This is a genomic window from Rhizobium sp. BK098, assembly GCF_014193155.1.
Classification (GTDB): Bacteria; Pseudomonadota; Alphaproteobacteria; order Rhizobiales; family Rhizobiaceae; genus Rhizobium.
Map to the genome: position 1 here is coordinate 136,096 of NZ_JACHYY010000008.1, position 20,658 is coordinate 156,753.

The 20,658-nt window shown below is 57.2% G+C and carries 28 protein-coding genes; 12 read left to right on the forward strand and 16 right to left on the reverse strand.

Annotated features, from left to right (window positions below; genetic code table 11):
• Positions 1 to 3: 3 nt before the first annotated feature.
• The 3 genes from FHT73_RS20630 to FHT73_RS20640 all read right to left on the reverse strand — a co-directional run bounded on the left by FHT73_RS20630 (position 4) and on the right by FHT73_RS20640 (position 6,319).
• Positions 4 to 3,324, reverse strand: a complete 3,321-nt coding sequence (locus tag FHT73_RS20630; RefSeq protein ID WP_183714377.1) for a transglutaminase family protein — start codon at positions 3,322 to 3,324, stop codon at positions 4 to 6.
• Between the two features lie 178 nt (positions 3,325 to 3,502).
• The gene (locus FHT73_RS20635; protein WP_183714380.1) at positions 3,503 to 4,930 is read right to left on the reverse strand and encodes a mannose-1-phosphate guanylyltransferase/mannose-6-phosphate isomerase; all 1,428 of its coding nucleotides are present in this window, start codon (positions 4,928 to 4,930) and stop codon (positions 3,503 to 3,505) included.
• A gap of 288 nt (positions 4,931 to 5,218) precedes the next feature.
• On the reverse strand, positions 5,219 to 6,319 hold the full coding sequence (locus FHT73_RS20640; RefSeq protein WP_183714382.1) for a DUF475 domain-containing protein: 1,101 nt from the start codon (positions 6,317 to 6,319) through the stop codon (positions 5,219 to 5,221).
• A 416-nt stretch (positions 6,320 to 6,735) separates the two neighbouring features.
• Here FHT73_RS20640 and FHT73_RS20645 point away from each other — a divergent pair, with 416 nt between their 5' ends.
• On the forward strand, positions 6,736 to 6,987 hold the full coding sequence (locus FHT73_RS20645; RefSeq protein WP_183714384.1) for a hypothetical protein: 252 nt from the start codon (positions 6,736 to 6,738) through the stop codon (positions 6,985 to 6,987).
• Between the two features lie 30 nt (positions 6,988 to 7,017).
• On the opposite strand, the gene FHT73_RS20650 is transcribed toward FHT73_RS20645, so the two are convergent.
• Together FHT73_RS20650 and FHT73_RS20655 are read right to left on the reverse strand one after the other, a co-directional pair.
• Positions 7,018 to 7,494, reverse strand: coding sequence for a hypothetical protein (locus FHT73_RS20650; protein ID WP_183714387.1), 477 nt, complete (start codon positions 7,492 to 7,494; stop codon positions 7,018 to 7,020).
• A gap of 176 nt (positions 7,495 to 7,670) precedes the next feature.
• Entirely contained in the window at positions 7,671 to 7,916 is a 246-nt protein-coding gene (locus tag FHT73_RS20655; RefSeq protein WP_041677665.1) for a hypothetical protein, read from the reverse strand.
• Between the two features lie 214 nt (positions 7,917 to 8,130).
• Here FHT73_RS20655 and FHT73_RS20660 point away from each other — a divergent pair, with 214 nt between their 5' ends.
• Entirely contained in the window at positions 8,131 to 8,442 is a 312-nt protein-coding gene (locus FHT73_RS20660) for a hypothetical protein (protein ID WP_041677664.1), read from the forward strand.
• Between the two features lie 302 nt (positions 8,443 to 8,744).
• Here FHT73_RS20660 and FHT73_RS20665 read toward each other — a convergent pair whose 3' ends face one another.
• From FHT73_RS20665 to FHT73_RS20700, 8 genes are all read right to left on the reverse strand, one after another.
• Positions 8,745 to 9,845: a site-specific integrase gene (locus FHT73_RS20665; protein WP_183714390.1), complete on the reverse strand. Its 1,101-nt coding sequence runs from the start codon at positions 9,843 to 9,845 to the stop codon at positions 8,745 to 8,747.
• A 151-nt stretch (positions 9,846 to 9,996) separates the two neighbouring features.
• Positions 9,997 to 10,251, reverse strand: coding sequence for a hypothetical protein (locus FHT73_RS20670; RefSeq protein WP_183714393.1), 255 nt, complete (start codon positions 10,249 to 10,251; stop codon positions 9,997 to 9,999).
• A complete protein-coding gene (locus FHT73_RS20675) occupies positions 10,244 to 10,492 on the reverse strand; it encodes a hypothetical protein (RefSeq protein WP_183714396.1) in 249 nt (82 codons plus the stop codon). The genes FHT73_RS20670 and FHT73_RS20675 overlap by 8 nt, the downstream gene beginning before the upstream one ends.
• Positions 10,489 to 10,941 (reverse strand): hypothetical protein, encoded by a 453-nt coding sequence (locus FHT73_RS20680; RefSeq protein WP_183714397.1) that lies wholly within the window; start codon positions 10,939 to 10,941, stop codon positions 10,489 to 10,491. Before FHT73_RS20680 ends, FHT73_RS20675 begins: the two co-directional genes overlap by 4 nt.
• Positions 10,938 to 11,156, reverse strand: coding sequence for a hypothetical protein (locus FHT73_RS20685; RefSeq protein ID WP_183714400.1), 219 nt, complete (start codon positions 11,154 to 11,156; stop codon positions 10,938 to 10,940). Before FHT73_RS20685 ends, FHT73_RS20680 begins: the two co-directional genes overlap by 4 nt.
• Positions 11,153 to 11,458, reverse strand: a complete 306-nt coding sequence (locus tag FHT73_RS20690; RefSeq protein WP_183714403.1) for a hypothetical protein — start codon at positions 11,456 to 11,458, stop codon at positions 11,153 to 11,155. The genes FHT73_RS20685 and FHT73_RS20690 overlap by 4 nt, the downstream gene beginning before the upstream one ends.
• Before the next feature lie 56 nt (positions 11,459 to 11,514).
• Entirely contained in the window at positions 11,515 to 12,258 is a 744-nt protein-coding gene (locus tag FHT73_RS20695) for a Rha family transcriptional regulator (protein WP_210290436.1), read from the reverse strand.
• 154 nt (positions 12,259 to 12,412) lie between these two features.
• Positions 12,413 to 12,595 (reverse strand): hypothetical protein, encoded by a 183-nt coding sequence (locus tag FHT73_RS20700; protein ID WP_183714406.1) that lies wholly within the window; start codon positions 12,593 to 12,595, stop codon positions 12,413 to 12,415.
• Between the two features lie 131 nt (positions 12,596 to 12,726).
• Between FHT73_RS20700 and FHT73_RS20705 the strand changes: the two genes are divergently transcribed.
• Positions 12,727 to 13,257 carry a hypothetical protein gene (locus FHT73_RS20705; RefSeq protein ID WP_183714409.1) on the forward strand — a complete coding sequence of 177 codons (531 nt, stop codon included), beginning with the start codon at positions 12,727 to 12,729 and terminating at the stop codon, positions 13,255 to 13,257.
• 104 nt (positions 13,258 to 13,361) lie between these two features.
• Here the strand turns inward: FHT73_RS20705 and FHT73_RS20710 are convergent, their stop codons facing one another.
• Positions 13,362 to 13,826 carry a hypothetical protein gene (locus tag FHT73_RS20710; RefSeq protein ID WP_183714412.1) on the reverse strand — a complete coding sequence of 155 codons (465 nt, stop codon included), beginning with the start codon at positions 13,824 to 13,826 and terminating at the stop codon, positions 13,362 to 13,364.
• A 71-nt stretch (positions 13,827 to 13,897) separates the two neighbouring features.
• Positions 13,898 to 14,722: a helix-turn-helix domain-containing protein gene (locus tag FHT73_RS20715; protein WP_183714415.1), complete on the reverse strand. Its 825-nt coding sequence runs from the start codon at positions 14,720 to 14,722 to the stop codon at positions 13,898 to 13,900.
• A gap of 94 nt (positions 14,723 to 14,816) precedes the next feature.
• Here FHT73_RS20715 and FHT73_RS20720 point away from each other — a divergent pair, with 94 nt between their 5' ends.
• The 8 genes from FHT73_RS20720 to FHT73_RS29545 are packed head-to-tail and all read left to right on the forward strand — an operon-like array spanning position 14,817 to position 18,871.
• Positions 14,817 to 15,092, forward strand: a complete 276-nt coding sequence (locus FHT73_RS20720; RefSeq protein ID WP_183714418.1) for a hypothetical protein — start codon at positions 14,817 to 14,819, stop codon at positions 15,090 to 15,092.
• A complete protein-coding gene (locus FHT73_RS20725; protein ID WP_183714420.1) occupies positions 15,089 to 15,280 on the forward strand; it encodes a hypothetical protein in 192 nt (63 codons plus the stop codon). Before FHT73_RS20720 ends, FHT73_RS20725 begins: the two co-directional genes overlap by 4 nt.
• A gap of 4 nt (positions 15,281 to 15,284) precedes the next feature.
• Positions 15,285 to 16,733: a DnaB-like helicase C-terminal domain-containing protein gene (locus FHT73_RS20730; RefSeq protein ID WP_183714423.1), complete on the forward strand. Its 1,449-nt coding sequence runs from the start codon at positions 15,285 to 15,287 to the stop codon at positions 16,731 to 16,733.
• Positions 16,733 to 17,578: a hypothetical protein gene (locus FHT73_RS20735; RefSeq protein WP_183714426.1), complete on the forward strand. Its 846-nt coding sequence runs from the start codon at positions 16,733 to 16,735 to the stop codon at positions 17,576 to 17,578. Before FHT73_RS20730 ends, FHT73_RS20735 begins: the two co-directional genes overlap by 1 nt.
• Positions 17,575 to 17,856, forward strand: coding sequence for a hypothetical protein (locus FHT73_RS20740; RefSeq protein WP_183714429.1), 282 nt, complete (start codon positions 17,575 to 17,577; stop codon positions 17,854 to 17,856). Before FHT73_RS20735 ends, FHT73_RS20740 begins: the two co-directional genes overlap by 4 nt.
• Complete coding sequence (locus FHT73_RS20745; protein ID WP_183714433.1) at positions 17,853 to 18,056, forward strand: hypothetical protein; 204 nt, start codon at positions 17,853 to 17,855, stop codon at positions 18,054 to 18,056. Before FHT73_RS20740 ends, FHT73_RS20745 begins: the two co-directional genes overlap by 4 nt.
• Positions 18,049 to 18,345 carry a hypothetical protein gene (locus FHT73_RS20750; protein WP_183714435.1) on the forward strand — a complete coding sequence of 99 codons (297 nt, stop codon included), beginning with the start codon at positions 18,049 to 18,051 and terminating at the stop codon, positions 18,343 to 18,345. Before FHT73_RS20745 ends, FHT73_RS20750 begins: the two co-directional genes overlap by 8 nt.
• Positions 18,329 to 18,871, forward strand: a complete 543-nt coding sequence (locus tag FHT73_RS29545) for a DUF6362 family protein (RefSeq protein WP_246712184.1) — start codon at positions 18,329 to 18,331, stop codon at positions 18,869 to 18,871. Before FHT73_RS20750 ends, FHT73_RS29545 begins: the two co-directional genes overlap by 17 nt.
• A gap of 313 nt (positions 18,872 to 19,184) precedes the next feature.
• Here FHT73_RS29545 and FHT73_RS20760 read toward each other — a convergent pair whose 3' ends face one another.
• Positions 19,185 to 19,400, reverse strand: a complete 216-nt coding sequence (locus FHT73_RS20760; protein ID WP_112602792.1) for a hypothetical protein — start codon at positions 19,398 to 19,400, stop codon at positions 19,185 to 19,187.
• 518 nt (positions 19,401 to 19,918) lie between these two features.
• On the opposite strand from FHT73_RS20760, the gene FHT73_RS20765 reads away from it, so the two are divergent.
• Positions 19,919 to 20,599, forward strand: a complete 681-nt coding sequence (locus tag FHT73_RS20765) for a hypothetical protein (RefSeq protein ID WP_112602790.1) — start codon at positions 19,919 to 19,921, stop codon at positions 20,597 to 20,599.
• The last annotated feature ends 59 nt before the right edge of the window (positions 20,600 to 20,658 follow it).

Sequence of the window (20,658 nt, forward strand, 5' to 3'; positions counted from 1 at the left end):
GTTTCAAATTCCCGCGGGACGTCTGAGGTCGAGCGTCAGCGGGAATTCCACCGATGCAGTCTCCGGTCTTACGGCATAACCACCTGCTGTATGCCCCCAAGGCTCGAAACGCGCAAGACGTCGCGCTTCCGCCTCGTTGCCATTGACGGGGAAGGTGTCGTAGTTCCGGCCGCCCGGATGGGCAACATGATAGATACATCCGCCGCTCGAGCGCTGCGACCAGGTATCGTAGATGTCGAAGGTCAGCGGCGTATCGATGGGGAGCACAGGATGCAGACCGGAGGCCGGATGCCATGCCTTGTAGCGCACGCCAGCGACCGAGACGCCCGCCATTCCCGTCGGCGTCAGCGGTAGGGGACGGCTGTTGCAGGTCACCGTATAACGCGACGGATTGGAGGTTTCGAACTGCACCTGCAGGCGCTCGACCGACGAATCGACGTAGCGCACGGTGCCGCCGATCGCACCTTCTTCGCCCATGACATGCCATGGTTCCAGCGCCTGGCGCAGCTCCAGCTTGCAGCCCTCGTATTCGACTTCGCCGCAGAAGGGGAAGCGGAATTCGAGCTGCGCCTGGAACCATTCCGGTCTGAGGTCGAAACCGTTTTCGCGAAGATCGCCGAGAACGTCGAGGAAATCCTGCCAGATATAATGCGGCAGCATGAAGCGATCATGCAGCGTCGTGCCCCAGCGCACGAACTTACCATCAATCGGGTTGCGCCAGAAGCGGGCGATCAGTGCGCGCACCAGCAATTGCTGGGCAAGGCTCATGCGGGCATTCGGTGGCATTTCGAAACCGCGGAATTCGACGAGGCCGAGGCGTCCCGTCGGTCCATCCGGCGAAAACAGCTTGTCGATGCAGATTTCCGAGCGGTGCGTATTGCCGGTGACATCGGTTAGAAGATTGCGGAAGAGCCGGTCCACCAGCCAGGGGAGCGGCTGGATGCCGCGACCTGGCGCCGGCACCTGGGCCAGCGCGATTTCCAACTCGTAGAGGCTGTCGTGACGGGCTTCATCGATGCGCGGCGCCTGGCTTGTCGGCCCGACGAACAGGCCGGAGAAGAGGTAGGAGAGCGAGGGATGGCGCTGCCAGTGCAGCACCAGGCTCTTCAACAGGTCGGGACGACGAAGAAACGGGCTGTCGTTCGGATTGGCGCCGCCAACGACGACATGATTGCCGCCACCGGTGCCGGTATGACGTCCGTCGATCAGGAATTTGTCCGTGCCGAGGCGCGTCTGTCGCGCCTCTTCGTAAACCGCCGTCGTGATGTCGACGCAGTCCTGCCAGTTCGACGCGGGATGGATATTGACTTCGATCACGCCCGGGTCAGGCGCGACGCGAATGACGTTGATGCGTTCGTCCTGTGGCGGCGAATAGCCTTCGATGTGAATCGGCAGCGCAAGCTCAGCCGCCGCATTCTCGGCCGCTGCCAGCAGTTCGAGATAATGTTCGATCTTTTCGACCGGAGGCATGAAGACACACAGCCGACCGTCACGCGGTTCGACAGAGATCGCGGTGCGGACGGCGCCGCCGATTTCGCCGAGCGTCTGTTCGACCCGCGATTGCGAGCTTTCATCCACCTGGAACGAGGCTTCTGGCATGGTGCGGCCAGCTGGCACGATGACGTCAGGCAGAGGCATGCGCGGAATGGAGGGATCGGCCGTGTGGATATAGGGATATCGTGACGGCGGCACATAAGGCAGCGTGCCGAGCGGCAGGCGATAGCCGACCGGAGAATCGCCGGGCACAAGGAAAATCTTGCCGCGGCGTGTGCGCCATTTTTCGCTGACCCAGCGCGTGCCGCCGGCGCGCGCGTTCCATGCCTGTATGGGCAATATGTAGCCGGTTGGAGTCGTCAGACCACGCTCGAAAACACGAGCGATACGGCTGCGCTCCTCGGGATCCTTGAGCTTCGAATTGGAAGGATCAACGTTCTCCGGCAGGCTCCCTTCCTTGACGATCCATTCAGCCGGGTCTTCGTAAGCCGGTTGCACCATGTCAGGCTCGATCGCCAGTTCCTTGGCAATCGCATTCAGAAGCTTGCTGGCGCTCTCCGAGTCCGCACCGGTCTGTGCCGTTTCTTCGGCAATCAGAGCGGGGTTCTGCCAGATCGGCCGCCCGTCCTTGCGCCAGTAAAGCGAGAAGGTCCAGCGGGGCAGGCTTTCGCCGGGATACCATTTGCCCTGGCCGTAATGCAGGAAGCCGCCGGGCGCGAAGCGCTCGCGCAGGCGCCTGATCAACTGATCGGCAAGGTCGCGTTTGGTCGGGCCGACGGCGGCGGTGTTCCATTCCTCGGACTGGAAATCGTCGATCGACACGAAGGTCGGTTCGCCGCCCATGGTCAGGCGCACGTCGTCTTCCTTGAGGATCGCGTCAACCTTTTCGCCGAGTTCGTTCAAGGCATCCCAGCTTTCGTCGGAAAAGGGCTTGGTGATGCGCGGATGCTCGGCGACGCGGGCGACTTTCATGTCGAAATCGAATTCGGTATTGGCTTCGCCGAAATATCCGCCCGAGATCGGTGCGGCGTTGCGGTAATGCGGCGTGGCGGCAAGCGGGATATGGCTCTCGCCCGTCAGAAGGCCGGAGGTCGGATCGAGGCCGACCCAGCCGGCGCCGGGAAGATAGACTTCTGCCCAGGCATGCAGATCGGTGAAGTCGACTTCGGTGCCGGAGGGACCGTCGAGCGCCTTCAGGTCGGGTGTCAGCTGGATGAGGTAGCCGGAGACGAAGCGGGTGGCGAGGCCGAGATGGCGCAGCACCTGAACGAGCAGCCAGCTCGTGTCACGGCAGGAGCCTTTCGCTTTTTCCAAAGTCTCCTCAGGCGCCTGGACGCCGGCTTCCATGCGGATGACATAGCCGATCTCCTGCTGCAGCCGTGCATTGAGGCCGACGACCATGTCGACGGTCTTTTGTTCCGAGCGGTCGAGCGTGGCGAGGAAGTCTTTCAGCCGGGGACCAGGCTCCTCCGGCTTCATATAGATCGACAAATCTTCTCGGATCGTCTCGGGATACTCGAAAGGCCATTTCGTCGCTTCCTCTTCGACGAAGAAGTCGAAGGGATTGTAGACCGTCATATCGGCGACGAGGTCGACCTCGATCTTCAGTTCGGTCACCGGATCGGGAAAGACGAATCGGGCGAGATAGTTGCCGTAGGGGTCTTGCTGCAGGTTCACGAAATGGTTTGCCGGGGTGACCTTGAGCGCGTGGCTCAGCACGCGCGTTTTGGAATGCGAGGCGGGTTTCAGACGGATGATCTGGGGACCGAGGCGAACCGGATTGTCGTATTTATAATGGGTGAGATGATAGATGCTTGCCTTGATCGCCATATGTCTCTTTGCCTAGCCCACATCATTGTGCGGTGATTGCTGTTCCCACAGGCAGTGTGTGCAATGCAGCGAAAGAAAGCAAGGTGTCTCCAGGCACTTCGGAAAGTCCTGCTGTGGCACGCCAAACAAAAGCGGCGAGCTTTCGCCCGCCGCTTTGTAATCGATACCGTCGAAGATCTCAGCTTCTGCCGAACTCGTCGACGAGGCGGATGATGTCGTCTTCGCCGAGATAGGAGCCGGTTTGTACTTCGATGAGCTCCAGCAGGATCTTGCCTGGGTTGGCAAGGCGATGCACTTCGCCGAGCGGGATATAGATCGATTCGTTTTCGCGCAGCATCTGTACGTTTTCGCCGACAGTTACTTCGGCCGTACCCTTGACGACGATCCAATGCTCGGAGCGGTGGTGATGCTTCTGTAGCGACAGCTTCTTGCCCGGCAGCACGAAGATGCGCTTCACCTGGAAGCGCTCGCCATTCAGCACCGAGGTATAGCCGCCCCAGGGGCGGTAGGAGGTCGGATGCGTTTCGGTGAGCTTCGCCGTCTTCTTCTCGCTTGCGAGCAGCTTAACGAGCTTGCCGACGTCCTGGCTGTCCTTAAGATGGCCGACATAGACGGCGTCTTCGCTAGCGATGACGGCGACGTCCTCAAGGCCCTGCACGGCGACGTGCAGGCTGTGTGACATGACGAGCGAATTCTTCGTGTTGACCAGCGTCGTGGCACCCGTCGACACGTTGCCGCTTTCGTCACGGCTGCCGACTTTCCACACCGCATCCCAGCTGCCGAGATCGGACCAGGTGAAGGGCGAGGGAACGACTGCGGCATTGGCCGTCTTTTCCATCAGCGCGTAGTCGATGGAGATGTCCGGGCTTTTTGCGAAATTATCGGCGTCCAGGCGGGTGAAATCGAGGTCGCGCGTCGATTTGGAGACGGCCTTGCTGGCAGCCTTTTCGACGTCGGGCGCAAATTCCTTCATCTCGGCGAGAAGCTGGCCGGCGGAGAACATGAACATGCCGGAGTTCCAGTAGAAGCTGCCGCTTGCCACCATCTCCTTTGCCTTTTCCAGGACGGGCTTCTCAACGAAACGCTTGACGGCATGGGCACCGGTCGAGAGCGCCTTGCCGCTTTCGATATAGCCATAGCCGGTCGCCGGTTCCGTCGGCTTGATGCCGAAGGTGACGAGCTTGCCCTGCAGTGCCGTATCGCGTGCCAGGCGTACGCAATCATAATAGGTCGCGTTGGCGTCGATCTCGTAATCGGAGCCGAGGACGTGCATGATGGCGTCCTTGCCGAAAAGCTCGGTGACGAGCGCGGCGGCGGCGGCAACGGCGGCAGCCGTGTTGCGGGCCACCGGCTCCAGCAGCACCGCTGCCAGTTTCAGGTCGAGTTCGCGGGCCTGTTCTGCGACCAGGAAGCGGAATTCCTCATTGGTGAGAACGATCGCAGCTTCATAGAGCTCGGGGTCGGCCACCCGCTCCAAAGTGTTCTGAAACAGCGTCCTGTCGCCGATGAACTGGATGAATTGTTTCGGGGCGGAAGCGCGCGATAGCGGCCACAGCCGTGTACCCTTACCGCCTGCCATGATCACCGGGACGATTTTTGCCGCCATGCTCTGCCTCTCCTGGCCATCTCAATTGAAGCCGTCTGACGACGCACAACCATTGTGCGCCGACCATGCTCCTTCGACAATTTCCATCGCCATTGCGATGTTTTTTCTTAAAGCGCTAGCTCTAATACGTCGAGATCCTAAACATTCGACAACTTTAGTCCACTAGATCCACTGAAAGTGTGTCGCATGCGCGATTCTGTTTAAAAAAAGCAGAAGCCGTAGAAAGACTGCCTTAGCTACAGATTAAAATAGCATTGCCTCTAAGTAATAGTTTCAATGCTACAGAGATCAAGCTTCCGCTCTGTCTTGCCGCTCATCCTGCGCCGGCGCGTGGTCGGGGCCGTTGCGTCTGTTGTACCGGATCGAAGACCAAAGCGAGATGCCGATCAGGGCCGCGCCGCCAAGGCCGGTGATGACTTCGGGGATATGCATCAGCGTCTGCACGTACATGATCACCGAGAGGATCAATATGGCGTAGAAAGCACCGTGTTCGAGGTAGCGGTAGTGGGCGAGCGTGCCCTTTTCCACCAGCATGATCGTCATGGAGCGGACATACATGGCGCCGATGCCGAGGCCGATGGCGATGATGAATAGGTTTTGTGTGAGGGCGAAGGCGCCGATGACGCCGTCAAAGGAGAAGCTGGCATCGAGGATTTCCAGATAGAGGAAAGCGCCGAAGCCGCCCTTCGCCGCAGCGCTCATCGTTCGCTGCGAGGCGTCCAGAAAGCCGGCTAGGACCTCGACGAGCAGGAAGGTCAGGAGGCCATAGATCGCGGCGTGCAGGAAGGTCGTCGCGTCATCACCGTCGAGCACCGAGGTGAAGATGAGGACCAGGACCAGCACAAACGCGATTTCGACGCCCTTGACGGTGGCAAAATGCGCCATCCGCTTCTCGATGAAGCCTATCCAGTGCACATCCTTTTCATGGTTGAAGAAATAGGTCAGGCCCACCATCATCAGGAAGGTGCCGCCGAAGGCGGCGATCGGCAGATGCGCTGCCTGCATGATCTCGGCATATTGCTCGGGCTTCGCGGCGGCGAGTTTCAGCGCTTCCCACGGGTTGATCCAGGCGGCGATGGCGACGATCATAAGCGGAAAGACGATCCGCATGCCGAAGACGGCGATGATGATGCCCCAGGTCAGAAAGCGATGCTGCCAGACCGGCGTCATCTCCTTCAGCTTGTTGGCATTGACGATGGCATTGTCGAAGGAAAGCGAGATTTCCAGCACAGCCAGGACTGCACAGATAAAGAAGGCTGTGGCAAGGCCGCTGAAGGTGCCGGTGGTGTTCCAACCCAACAGCGCACCGAGCGTAAGGCCGCCGACGGTTACGGCAAAGGCCCAGCCGAAATAACCGAGAACGGATTTTGAGGCGGCGGGCGACTTCATGGATGCGCCTCGCTGGAAATGGAGTGGATATACCCGGATTGCGCGCACAGCCGCATACCGAAGACGGCATGCGGGTCAGGCATGGTCAAGCTCATCATGGAAAGAAATCCGCCGGCTCATCTGCAGGCGGTACCGACATCGCGAGAGCGCCGTGAAAACTCTCGCCAGAGGGGCCCGGCACCAAAGTTCAATCCGCTGCCGATGTCAGGAAGGCGCGGGAGATGCTCCATAGTTAGTGAAGTTAGGATGCAGGTCAAGAGTTGAAATGATGATGGGTCTCCTTGCCCTCGATAATTGAGAAATTCGGGGAACCAAAACGGAAAAGGCTGCGTTTGGCTTTCAGGTGTCTTTGTGACCATCCGCCGCCGCGGCGGGGTCCTTACCCTTAACAACAGCGTTCAACAGGAGGAACTCCGATGAGTCCAGCACCCATTCACCGCGCGCCGCGGACGTCAAAACCGGAGCTGACGGAACGGCAGAAAAAGGCAAGGCCCAATACGCTTCGCCAAGCCCAGGTTCTGCCGCCGCATCAGGTGGATCTGACACTGCATCCTGTAACCCATGAGGACGTGCACGTTCCCGCCCACGTCAACGGTTCGGACCTGTCCCGGGAAGCGCCGGGCGATGCAAATCATGGCAGAAAACGGAAAAATGCGCTGCCGCACTAACACAAGATGACGGCGGCGCGATGATGACGGCTACTTGTGGCGAGGCGCCTTGCCGTCGGATGTAAAGCTGCCGTTGAAGCTCATTTCCGGCGATTTGGCCGTACATTCGATGGCGACCGGCTTGCCAGCGTAAGGATTTGCGAAGGTGCAGGCGCCCTTTGCTGGGACTTGATTTGACATATCGTTGCCGGCACCCGTCGCGATAACGTCGATCGGCAATTGTGCGGTGCCTTTCTGGTTGCCGGGCTTGATGCCTTTTCCATTGCCACGGAATCCGAGCATTTTGCCGCCGGATGTGAAAATGAAAGTCACGGAGCCGTCAGGTGCGGTGACGCTGGCGAGTTCTGCCTTGCATCCCTTGGAGGCATCGAGTTTGCCGACCACGAGCTTGGAACATTTTCCGCTGACCACGGTGGCGCCCTGTGCCGGAAAATTCTCGACGGGAGCAGCTGCGGTCTGTGTGGCGACCAGCGCTGTCAATCCAAAAGCAATGCCTGCGAATCGCATAAGAGAGGCTCCTTTCAAGCCCGTGCAGATTCGCCGATCAAAATGTGGCAGTCAACCCGAAGCGGTGCACAAGTCCAAAGCCCACAGACGACGCCCGGATTCAAGCCGGGCACGTCGAGGTCCGATGGCAGGAATGCCACTGTCGTAAAGTCACTGCGACCGTTAGGCGACGCGTTTCAGTGTTGTTGTGCGGATTCCGGAACAAGCTCGCCGATCAACTGCAGCAGGGCATTCTGCCGATTGCCGCCCCCGGCCAGGAATTCATAGAGTGTCATGGTTTTCTCGCTGCCGCCATCGACGACATAATCCGCCTGGCGGATGACGTAGACCTCACCGCTCTCGGTGTCGCGGGCGAGATGGAACATGTACTCATCGCCATTGGGCTTGTGGTTCTTGTAGAACTGCCGCTTCATCACCGTCATCTCATCCTCCCGTATGATCGATGCGCTGATATGACAGTAGGATGACGGCGCGGCCGGAAGTCAAGCGGCTTGTAGCGGGAACTTGTGTCGCAGGCTCCGTTCGCCCCCGCAATCCCCGCGAACATCAGCATGTGATTGGCTATCTCCCAAAAGACTACTATTCTCGACCTGCGCTCGAATTTTTCGGGACGCGGCTAGTTGGAGATCGAAGCACATGAGAATGATGTTAGCGTTGGGAGCGATTTTGAGCCTGGCATGCGTCTCTGCCGGCGAGGCGCCTTCGAATTACCAGACCTACCATGGCGGTATTCGCGCCGACAGCGATCCGGTGGTGCTGGCGACATATGAGAGGGTTCTCGATCGCTGCGAGCCTGAGGCTTATTCCTGGCGCCGTGGCTCTCCGGACCCCAACAGTACCCCTTACTGGCTGGCTCTGCGAAATTGCCTCTATCGTCACGGCTTTGTCGATCGTGGCGTCTACGCCTATCCGACGACGGCGGTTTTGCGGCATTTCCTGGATCGCTGACCGGGCTGCAATTCGCTTCAGGTCAAGGGGTATTTTTCGGTTTGATCTGCTTTGGGGATAACCGGACTCTGTCAACCGATAAGAAATGAAAAAGGCCTTTCGATTTCTCGAAAGGCCTTGCTTTTCAGCGAATTAGGATGGTGGGCGTGACAGGGATTGAACCTGTGACCCCTACGATGTCAACTTTCGGCCCCCTCGCGGAATCCCCGGAATTGCTGGGACTCTACGCTTCGTAAATCGTCGTTTTCGGCACTATGTTGCTACTCTGTTCCGCTTTTCAGGTTTGGTGAACCTGAGGAGCACTACGTAGCGATCCTCGATACATTGTCATTGAAACCATTGGGGTTTTTTGTCGAAATATCCCTTTTGGCTGTTACAGAGTGGTCGGAGGTTCGATATTCACCCTTCCCACCATTTGCAGTCAGGTCCAATGTGTCGGCAAGGTCCCGAAGGTGTTCGGGGCTGTAACGCGCATAGACCTTTTCTGTGATCCGGCTGTTCGAATGGCCGAGGAACTGAGCGATCCTCGTCATTGAATGGCCGTCCTCGGCAAGCCAGACGGCGGCCGAATGCCGGAGCATATGCGGCGACACGTCGCTGATCTTTGCAGCCTTGGCCGCAGCCTTCAGCCCCTTCTTGATCGACTTCACCTGGACACCAGCCCATTCGATCACATAAGGCGATAGCGCTGCCTGCTTGGCAAGCTTCAACTCTCGCATCAACGTCTCGTTCATCGGAACGGTGGCGCGACCTTTCCGTGGCGCCCGATCGAACGGATTCCGCAGGTTGATCAGCCGGCGCTCGAAGTCCACCCGGTCCCACGTCAGTTCTAGTGCCGCAGCATTGCGGGCGCCTGTTCCGATCATCAGCATGATCGCAAGGCGGATATGTGGGACCTTCGCCCCCTCGATCATCTTCCCGACTTCATCCCGCTTCAGATAGCCATCCTTCGGGTCTGGCTTCGCCGGCCGCTCGATGTGCGGCGCCCGCGCGATGAGGCCGTTCTTCTCCGACCAGACCAGAACCGTGCGCAGGTGGCCGAGCTCGGTGTGGATCGTGCCGTCCTGGATGCCGGCCTTTCGGCGTTCAGCGGTATGGGCCTGGCAATCGAGGATGGTGATCGCCATTCCCTCCATTTTGCCGAAGCGGTCCTTTAGGGCCTTCCATGTGAATTTCATGGTGCCGACGACGGCACGCCCTTCCTTGGCGATGACGTAGGCTTTCCACAGATCCTCTACCGTTGTGCCCTTCGGCCGGGTCAGTTCCGCGTATCGAGACGCGGCGAGGCGGGACGCCTCTTTCTGGTCTCGGGTGCCAAGGCGATAACGTCGGCGGATGCCGCCGGGCTCGTCCCATGTGACGCAAAACTCTCCTTGGAGTCGCGTAAGTCTCCACTCTGACATTTTTCAAAGTTCTCCACGTCTTGAGGTTTGATCCTCAGAAGCTTCCCGCCAAGACGAAAAGCCGGAAGCTCCCCACAAGCTATGAGCTTGCGAATATGACGTTCGGAGCATTCCCAATGGTCGGCTAGGCTCTTCGGTGTGAAGGGCTTAGTCATGGGCGCTTCCCCCCGTTATCCACATTGTTCACAGGCGCGTTTTCCACAGCCTGTGAATCGCCGTCGCTGATGCGATCTAAGATGGCGAGAGCCTTACTGATGCCGCCTTGGGCGGCGTCGGCGAGAAGATGAAAGGCGCAATAGTCCCTTCCGCCTCCTCCCAGCACCTCGCAGCTTTCCATTGCCATCTTGAGCGCATGCAGGCAGCTCAGGGACTCGCCCAATGCGTCTTCGATCTTGACGCTATGCATGGGCGTTTTCCTTCGCATGAGATCGATCCGCACGACGGGCGCCGGGAAAGCCGGCTTCAATGCGCTCTACGAGATCGCGCGCAACCCAGGTAAATGCGCTGGCGCGATCGATATAGTGCTTCGTATCGGGCGTCAGGGTATGGTGATCGACTTCCAAGAGCTTGGTCATCGTTTCGTCGATCAGATGCCCTAGGTGGATGATATCGCTATGAATTGCGTCGAGCGTATATTCCCCCTTCATAGCATTCCTCCCAGTTTGCGGCCGATGAAGGTGTTAAAGCGCGGCTCGATCAGGAGCATTCGTTCCATGGGCGTCGAAACGTGGAACACGCGCTCGTCGTCGATCCGACAATCCATCAGCTTGACGTCGTACCGCTGATGCGTGCCATTCCATGAGGGACTTGCTCCCTCGTAGCGGCCATCACCTTCATAGCGTCCAGTCAGCCTATGCGCGGTAATGACAAGCGCGCATCGCTGTTCGTCAGGATCAAGACCGGTAATGTGCCAGTGCCCGATCATGGGATCGATATCCTCTGCCGCTTTTTTCATTTCGGCGAGATGATAGGCGTAGCGTTCCCGCGCCGTCATCTTAGTCGCGGCGGCGACGAGGGTCGGTGCGCCGGCGACTGCCGTCGTCGAGAGTATAGACCCGGCCAGGAAGCCGAAGGATTGTCTGCGGGATAGGTTCATCGTGACGCCTCCCGCGCCGCATCAAGGATGCCTTCGACCTCGGCGAGCTTCTTCTCGATGATATCGGCGACAGTGGTTATCGCGTTCATGTGGTCGCGTTGGCCGAGCCCATGTGCAGCCATGAAAACCGCTTCGTTGAGGTGCTTAATCTCGGAAAGGAGATTTTGGGCGTCCAAAACGCGGCCGGCGAAGTCGTCAGGGGCTTGATGGGTCATTGGACACCCTCATCGTGAGCAGCCGCATAGAAGTCGCGTCTTAGCTCGGAAGCGCGGCTTGCGAGATTGTTCCATGCAAAGCTGATGATATCGCGCTCATAGGATGAGATATATTTGATGGTGCCATCCGCCAAAGGCTTTTCGATAAGGCGCTCGAAAAGCATGGTTGAAGCATGGATCATGCAGTATAGGTCGCAAATTTGCCCCTCGAGATCGAGAAGGGCGCCTTCGACTGCGCTGCGTTGGTTTGTTGTTTGGGCGTCGAGCGAAGCTTCGCCAGCGGCCGGAATCGTGTTCGGCATCGGGATTCTCCAAATAGTGACGGGTGGAGGTCGGCGCAAAAATGCGCCCGATCTAGCTATGCCTTCAATGGCTGGCTGAGCTTGAACGGTCGGGCAATGATGTCGTGACGGACCATTGTTTCGGAGTGTGGCCGGCATTCTCCGACGAATTTCTTGAACAGCGCGCTAATGTCCCTGATCCAGTAAACGCCATAGCTGCTGCCCTGGGCGTCTTCGTGGCTGTTTTTGACCATGCCGAAGGGGCGAATGCCATAGGCCTGGTGATCGAGCACGGTATCAATGATCGGGCCAGACAGTCCGTAGAGACGGTTCATCCGGATACGAACCTCCGAGCGCGTCTCGGCATTCTGCGGCTTGGCCTTCAACGGTGCTTGCTGCTCGATGATGTCGATGCGGGTTGAGACGTACTTCATTTCAGCGGCTTGCTGCGCCTGCCGACGCTCGCTGTCTGCCAAAAGCCGAAAGGCATTTGCGAATGCTTCAGCCGTCGTCGGAAGCTGTGGGGTGAAGGTTCGGTGCGTCTGCCAGTAATCCACCAACCGCGCCGTAAACTCTGGTGAGAGCTGGGCAACGACCACGTAGCTGTCGCGCTCGCCAACGATGTATACCTGAACCGATTGGCCGAGGTGATTTTTAACTTCCCCCATTGGGGGGAGTTGAATCGCGCCACGATCTGCAAGCCGCTCGATAGACTGCTTGACCTTGTCGTGACGGGAGTTGACGACCTCGGCAATTTCCAAGCTCGTCATAGTCTCGTGTTTACCGCCGATTGGCGGCATGCTATTGATTAGGGCGTCCATTAAAGCCTCCTGTGGCTGGACTGTGAGACCGCCTGCCAGCGGTTTTCATTTCGAAATCGGCGATCGGTGGGCCTGCCAGCCTGCTTGGTCGCCGTTTTCATTTTGGTACACTTCATCATTCCGGTTTAACAAAACAGCCGAAAGGGTTTGCGGGTTAGTCGCCAGCCCGAGCCGGTGTCTCAGTTTTCAGGCCATTGTGAACAAGACGCCGTATCGCTTCAGAGCGTGTCCTGATCTTCCTGGCAAAGCCCCAGTCGTCGATTTGGCTGAGTTCTGCGTCGGTGAACGTCGTGCCGATGCGGCGCTGCGGTACATCATCTTCCTGCGGTTGAGTCATTGCACTTGCCTTTCATTAACCGCACTGCATCTGCAGTACGCACATAATTAACCAAGTTCATTTTTCGCGCAAGGGGCATTTGCACTACTCACACATAAAATGTACGGTGTTTGCATTACACGGAGTGTGCGATGGCTGTATCGTTGAAGAAGTCGTCCAAGAGCGAAACCCTGACCATTCGCTTGGACCCGAAAAGTCGTTTTATGTTGGAATTTCTCTCTCGCCTGAAAGGCCAGACGATTACGACAGTGGTCGAACGCGCTATCGCGGACGCGGCGAACCGTGAGACGGTCCTGCTCGATAATCCATTTTCCGCCAATCCTGATGAGAAAACGTGGCGCGACTTTTGGAGCGTCAGCGATGCCGAGCGCAATTTGAAGCTTGCTCGCCTTCCCGACGTTCACCCAACGTTTGAGGAAGAGCGGCGGCTGGATTTCGCAAAGCGCTGGTGGCAGTTCTTTTTCGTCAACGCACATGCCATGATCGTCGACCGTCAATTGGCTGACATTCTCTGGCCGCAGATCGATCACTTCATTGAGATCGAGAAAGATAATCAAACCACGAACGTGTTGGCTGCTGGAGACGCGATGGCTAAAGCCTTGAGAGGAGCCGGCATCGAGCCTCCCGACTGGATCCCGTCCAACGCTAGCATACCTTTCTAACGGACAAACCGTCACGTTTGCTCTAACGATCTGCGCAAAATTGCGCCGATCTCCGATCGATCTGATTTTATCACTTGGGGCGCCATGGGTGGCATGGGCTAACATCAGTCACCCTCGCGCGTGTGTGCGCCGCGCGCTGTGCGCGGATGTGCGGGTGCACGCGCATGCGTAAGCGCGTCAGTGAAATCCTCTACCAGTAATGATTTCAGGAAGAGCTCGAGGCCATCTTTAGCGTCGCCCCAGCCGTATGCGGCATCCATCAGGCATTCGACGAGTGTCTGACGTTCGCCGAGGGTGCCGTGCAGCAGATAGCGTATCTTCGCCTGGACGTCTTCGGCCGTATCGCAAGTGGTCTGGCGAAACTCTCTGAAGCTTCGGATCTCGGCTCGACGCGTTTCGACGGCGGCCGCAGCATCCAGCGCGCCGCCGTTGTCGTCGAATTGCGCTTCGTCGCTCTCGACCGAATTCAAGTGACCGTTGATGGCAGAGGATGCGGGCGACCGGCGCAGACGGTCGTACAGCAGAGCGCCGGCGATGTCGGCTTCCATGGTTTTGAGATATGTCTGCATGCTTTCTCCATCAGTTAGATGAAGAAACATAGCGACTGAAATTTCAGCCGTCAATCAATTTGAATGAAATTTCATTTCCTGAGGCGAAGGGGATGGATATCGCGAATGATCCTCACGACGACACCTCTTACCCTTACCGAATAACTGCCTGCATCGTAGTTATTCGGATCATCGCTGTCAGAAATTTCGTCGATATTTATGGTTAGAGATCGAGTAGGGCTGCTGGGGATCGCCGGCCCCGTATCCCAATCTGGCCCAGAGGGCGATCCCACCAAATGTATCAGGCTGCCAGCTCTTCGAACGAGTCTAATGCTATTCTCTGAAAATCCCACAGCCGCAGGAATGCCTGCCTGGCAGTACACAAGTGCCCCATCTTGAAGCGGTATCGATTGACCCATGGCATGCTTGGGCGGCATGGCGATGGTTGCGATATCCCCATAATGTATTCCGATTGACGTGAGGGATGTGTCCCCGACGAAGACACCAAAAACATGCCATCCTGGGTAATCGACACTACCAAATAGGCTATAATGCCGTTTTGTGTCCGCAATCCGGCTTCTTGCGGTTTCACGGTCTTCGAAGACGCCGACCTTTGCCTCCTCAATTACGTTTACCCACTTAGCGCCTCCGCCGGCGTCATGATGGTCGAAGGTGGCATCCTCTGTGCCTGGGGGGGTGGGTGAGGGGTCGATGGTAGCTCCGACAAGATATGCAAGTGAGCACTCTAGAACGCTCGTCAGCTTCTCGAGTGTGGCCAAGCGTGGGCTGCCGGAATTCCCAGAGAGAATATCTGTGATGGCAGATCGGCCAAGCCCTGCTTCGACAGAAGCGGATGCGGCGCTTTTTCCTAGAGCTTCCAGGCGGTTGCGAATTCTTGCGGATAAATCGTTTTCCATGTCCTAAAGTCTCTTTCATGGCGCTGGAAAAATCAAAACCGAAATATCAGTATAAGACAGTTGCTAACGAATGATTTTTCAGTATGCTTAACGCATGATGGAAAACGAACTCCGTAAAAACCTTCTGGTAACTGCCGCAGCGTTCGCCCGGGCGAGCAACTGCGCCATCTCCACCGTCTCCCGTCGAGTGAAGAACAATCCCAACTTCTTCTCTCGACTGCAGGACCCGAAAAACAGCTTCACCGCCAGAACTTATGACGAGGTTATGCGGTGGTCCGTCGACAATTGGCCTGATGGCAAACAAATGCCCTTAGAGCTGATGGGCTGGATGGCGAGCGCCGGGTATCAAAAGCGCGAGGTCGAGGTATGACGAACGTCATTCCCCTTCACCGTCACATCGATCGGCAGTGGCAAGCCTATGTGGATGCCTTGCGGCGCGCCGAGCAATCGCTGTCGATTCAAGACGGCATCGCCGCAGGTAAGGCGTGGCGTGCATGGCTCAATCTATTCATGACGGCCGACCAGCGCAATTTCCTTGACGGGCCTGGCAAGGAATAGCCGCATGACAAATACGAATGACGGCCAATCTTCGGTCGATCGAGGCTTTGTAATCGAGATAGAGCAAGAGGTTCTTGGGGCATTGCTGGTCTCCGGTACGGTTGCGCCGATTCTCGGGGTCCTTCGGCCAGATCATTTTCTGGAGCCCATCCACCGCAGGCTCTTCCAGCACATGCTTCTTGCCCATGAGCGATATGGCCGATCAGCGCTCAGCGTCGTTTACGGCATGTTTGACCGCGACGAGGTTGACACTTGGGAAAAGGTCACGACGCGGCGCCTTGCGCAATATCTCGCGTCCCTGGCTGCAAATACGACTTTGGGCATTGGTGGCATCAAGTTAACCGCCGCAAACCTTATTCATCAGAGCGCCCGCATCGGGATTTCGATCGAGGCGGAGCGATTGGCATTGGCCGCCAATGACCCGGGCGCGGACCCAATCCAGTTGGTTCGGACCGCGACGCGCACTCTCGATGATATTGCGGCCAGCCTTCGCGGCGGCAATCGAGGCAAAACCCGGTATTCGCTTTCAGAAGCCGCCGACGTTGCTCTCGATGAGGTCCAAAGCGCTATCCATAGGGGCGGTGGTATCACCGGCATCACGTGGGGCCTCACGGACATCAACAAGGCTACTGGCGGTATTCATCGTGGCGAAATGGTTGTTCTCGGCGCCAGGCCATCTATGGGCAAAACGGCGGTTGGTCTCGGCATTGGGATCAAGGCTGCGCAAGCTGGCTTTGGCGTAGGCTTCATTTCCTTGGAGATGGGCGCAAATCGCCTCGCAATGCGCGCCCTTACCGATATCGCTTATGACTGGGGCGTGAGGGTACCTTATTCCGATCTGATCACCGGCAATGTGTCAGAAGAGGATTTCGAAAAAATCTGCGATGCGAAGCAACGGTTCAACGCTCTCCCGCTCTGGATCGAGCAACAATCCGGCCTTTCGATATCTGACCTTCGGGTGAAGGTGGAGCGCATGCAGGACGTCGCCGATCGCGCCGGCAGCAAGATCGATCTCCTGATCGTCGACTATCTGCAGCTTGTAGCCGCGTCGTCTCGGTATTCGGGAAACCGCAACAACGAGGTCTCAGAAATTTCGGCTGGCCTGCGTCAGATCGCCCGTGAAAACGATGTGGCGATGATTGCACTGTCGCAGCTCAGCCGCGGCGTCGAGAGCAGGGAGGATAAGCGGCCGATGCTCGCAGATCTTCGCGATTCCGGATCACTTGAGCAGGATGCCGATATGGTCGCATTTCTATACCGCGAGGCCTACTACCTGGAAAAGGCCAAAGGCAAAGACGCAAATGCCGAGATGGAACGGCTTGATCGCCTGGAACAGGTCGAGAGCAAGCTCCAATTCATTATCGCCAAGCAGCGGAACGGCGCGGTTAAGACGATAGAGCTCTTCGTCGACATTGCCGCATCAGCCGTTCGAAATGCAGCGAGGGCCTTCTAATGGCAGATGCTGCGCAATTTAAGGTCAGAAACTGGGAACAATTCCAGCATTATAAGGATCGCAATCCGCCGTGGATCAAGCTTCATTTCGCGCTGCTTGCTAGCGAAGATTGGGTGACGCTAGACGATGCTAGCAAGCTGCTAGCAGTCGTGTGCATGCTGATCGCGTCGCGCAACAACGGGATGGTTCCCAACAATCCGGCTTACCTCAAGAGGGTCGCATACCTAGATCGTCTTCCAAAACTTAAACCATTGATAGATTGTGGTTTTCTGGAAATTGTGCAAGCAAATGCTAGCGGCTTGCAAGCGCATGCTAGCACGCCGCAAGCGGATGCTAGACCAGAGACAGAGACAGATACAGAAGATAAAGATTCTTCCTCATCGCGGCCTTCCGCCGCGAAGGCGAATGAGGCTCAGTCTCAGAAGAAAATTCTGGAAGCGGAATTTTCCGAGACCTTCTGGCCTGCCTATCCCCGCAAGGTCGAAAAGCAAGACGCGCTGAAAGCTTTCATCAAGGCTCGCGCTAAGGCATCGCTCGAAACCATCATGGCCGGTGTCAGAGCCTATGCCGCCGAGGTGGCGGGGAAAGAGCTGCAGTTTATCCGGCATGCCGCAAAATTCCTGAACTCGGCGAGCTGGGAAAACGCCGCCGAAACAGTTGTCGCGTCGGCGGTTGTCGTCGACGATGCCCAGTGGGCGAAGCGCCTAGCCTTTGCTCGCCGCGAACACGCTTGGGACAGCGGCAAATGGGGTCCAGTGCCCAATGCGCCTGGCTGCATCGTTCCCGCAAACCTCATCGAAACCACGGACGGCGCCGGTTGGCGCGAGTGGGAGAAAGCTGCATGACGATCCGCGAACGACAGGAACGCGAGGCGCACGACCGCGAAAACCCATGGCGGCCGATGAATACCGCGCCGCGGGGAACCGGCCTCATCTGCGATCTACTCTTCGACGACATGGTCGGGCATTTCGCAGCCGAAGGACTGCAGTTCTTCTGCGACGCGAACGGCCATTGGTATCAGATCGACTCGCCCAAGCGAGTGTTTCGGCCGATCAACTGGCGGCCGTCCTATGTGCGCATGACGATCGAACGCCGCAACCTGATCAAATCGAGGGCAAGATGAACGAGAAAAATAAAAGTTCCGCGCGCCCCCTGAGATTTGCGTCACGTCTATGGGCGCTTCTCGGTTTGGTGAGTTGGTGGCTTGCGATGACGCCGGAGGCCTATGTCGCCATGTTCATGATCATAGGCGCAGTTTTCGCTGTCGGCGATGAGATTTTGAATGAGCTTCGCAAGGGGGAAGGGGCGAACGAACGTGGCTAATTTCTCTCAAGTGCAAAAGATGACCGACGGTCGCCTCGATCCATTGGGAAGAACGACCACCGACGGTTTCGTCATTGCCGTTTCTGATCGCAGTGGTGGTTTGCATCCTTGGGGCGATCAGCTTTTCCCAACCATGGATGCGGCGAACATGACCGCTGCTCGTTGCGTAACTCAACCCTGCGACATCGTGCCTGCCCGGCGAATAACGTTCATGACAGGCAAGCCTGCGTTTGCTCGCTACCGTTCGAAGATACTGATTGGGGAGCCTTCCGTTGCCAAAAATTCGTAAAGCCCGACAAAAGAAAACGGCACAAGTCGAGCAGCTTCGGCCAGGTCGCGCCGTGTTGCCAGAGGATGGCCCTCGGCGAGTTCATAACCGCATCCGTCTTCACGCCCAGCCGGCACGTCGACGCGGCCCACGGATTGCGCCGTCGACGGTCCGCATTCCCCGTTCTGAAATCGAAACGCGCTTGATGACGGCGATGAAGACGCTTCGCGCTGTCCCGGACAAGGAGCGCCGTTTTTTAATAGTCAGATCCTCATCGCCTGACTATGTGCGTGAGTATATCGACGCTTACGATCCAGATGATGAGGCTATGCCGCGGTTTAAGCCTACGCCTGCAGATGTCTCAGATTATCTGACCGCACTGTCGTGGGTGCGGCATCTCGACAAAGCGGCTTGGCGCATTCTCTGGTGGCGTTCATTTGATGTTTCGTTCGGTCTGATCGGCAAGAAGATTGGACGCAGCGACGAAACAGCCCGGAAGCGATATGAAACGGCCATTACAGACGCCTGGATCGCGGCTAACACGTAGTTTTTCCCATAAACTTTGAGGATGGTAGTGAATTTCACTAAAAAGTGCTTGGCAAATTTGGCATTATCGACCATCTTCTGTGCAAGAATTGGTGATTTGCGTTTTTGACGCTCACCGCAACAGAGGGTCGCTTTCGAGCGGCCTTTTTCGTTTCAGCAGGCAGGGAAAACGGTAAGCCGACGGGCAAAATCAGTAACATCGGATTTGCGTGCGTGGATGATAGCTGATGTAGAGCCCGCTTCGGTGCGGACGTAAATCCAGGCTCCCACAACAAAGGCCCGGCAGGTGAGAACCGGGCCATTGCTGATACTAATTATCGGCAAACACGCTCTACGGTAACGACCCGATGGCCGTGGTGCCAACCGACCATTCGCTTTGTAAAGCAGTCGTGGCGATGACGGTTATGGCCCCAATCGCCGTGATCATAGTGGCGATGGTGGTGGTAATACCCGTCATCGGCCAGCGACGGGGCGGTCGTGGCGACGAGCGAGGCCAAGGCTACTGCTGAAGCGATAAAGAACTTGTTCATGGATTTCCTCCGAACATTTTGCTCTTGTACAACGTCCTAGGGGTGACGTTGGTTCGACCCTAGACCCAGAGGGATGAATAAAGCCTGACGTTAGCGTTAATGTCAGCTTCAGGTGGCGAAGAGATCGGGAAGAGGTGACATCTATCCGCCGGCGCTACGGCGTCGCTTCCCGGCACCAATCCGAGCGGCTGCATTCATCAGCAGAACCGGAACGCAGAATGATGACTGCTCCGGCTAGTCGGTTAAACGGCAGGGGAAAGCCCACGTAGACTGCCACCCTTCGGGGCCGATTATGGTGCGCTCGGTATCGCCCTTCAATCCGAAGGCGCGTGACATAGAGATCATGGCGTTCAAGCCATGAGTTGTGAACGGACATCTGCGAAGCAGAATTCACCTATCAAAAATGGCAAAAATCGATAAAAAGTTGCAATGTGCTCGTGTGAGCTAAACGATGAAGTGGAAGTGGTGGGTGGCGATGCGATCGCGAAATTTTTCGACGCCGTATGTTGAGCGGACGAATGTTCGATAAACTGTCGTCGTTCGTTTCTAAATTGCATTTCAAAGCAGGCCCGAAAGCCTCAGGTGGGTCCAAAGCCGGCTCTTCGCGTTTTGTCGTTATCAACATTCATATCGACTACGAACGCAATGCCTTGGTGGATTGTACCGATAGCCACCGCGTCTACTGCGACAAGCACGGTTACGAATACCATCAAGTGCATCAAAGCCTTCTGGCCGGAGCTTTGCCGACTTGGTCAAAGCATGTTGCGGCCCTAAGCCTCATCGATTCCTGCGACGGTGTTATGATCATCGACTCCGACGCAGAGATAATGGGTTGTTGTCCGCCATTTCATGAGCTGCTTGAGTCTAATCGCGACTTCGACTTGTTTTTGGCTTTCGGCCATTCGTTCCGTCCGAATGCAGGAATGATATTATTGCGGGGCTGCACGCAAACCTCTCGAAGCTTCCTTGAAACTCTCCTGGCTGAACGTGAAAATCCCGTGCCCGTCCAAGATCAGGCTCGTCCGGGCGGCGACAACGGCCACGTTATCCATCTTCTCCGTCGTCCCGAATATAAGAGTAAGCTCTTTCTCCTCGGGGCAGTCTGGAACAACACTACCAAGCCGACGGACTGGGATTTTATTCGCCACTATACTGGCCCGATGGGGGAGGTCGCTCGCGAGAACGCGGTAACGGCGTAGCTGTGGTTCAACCAGGTTATAGTTTCGCAGCCCGATCGGCATAACTACTGTACCGGCGA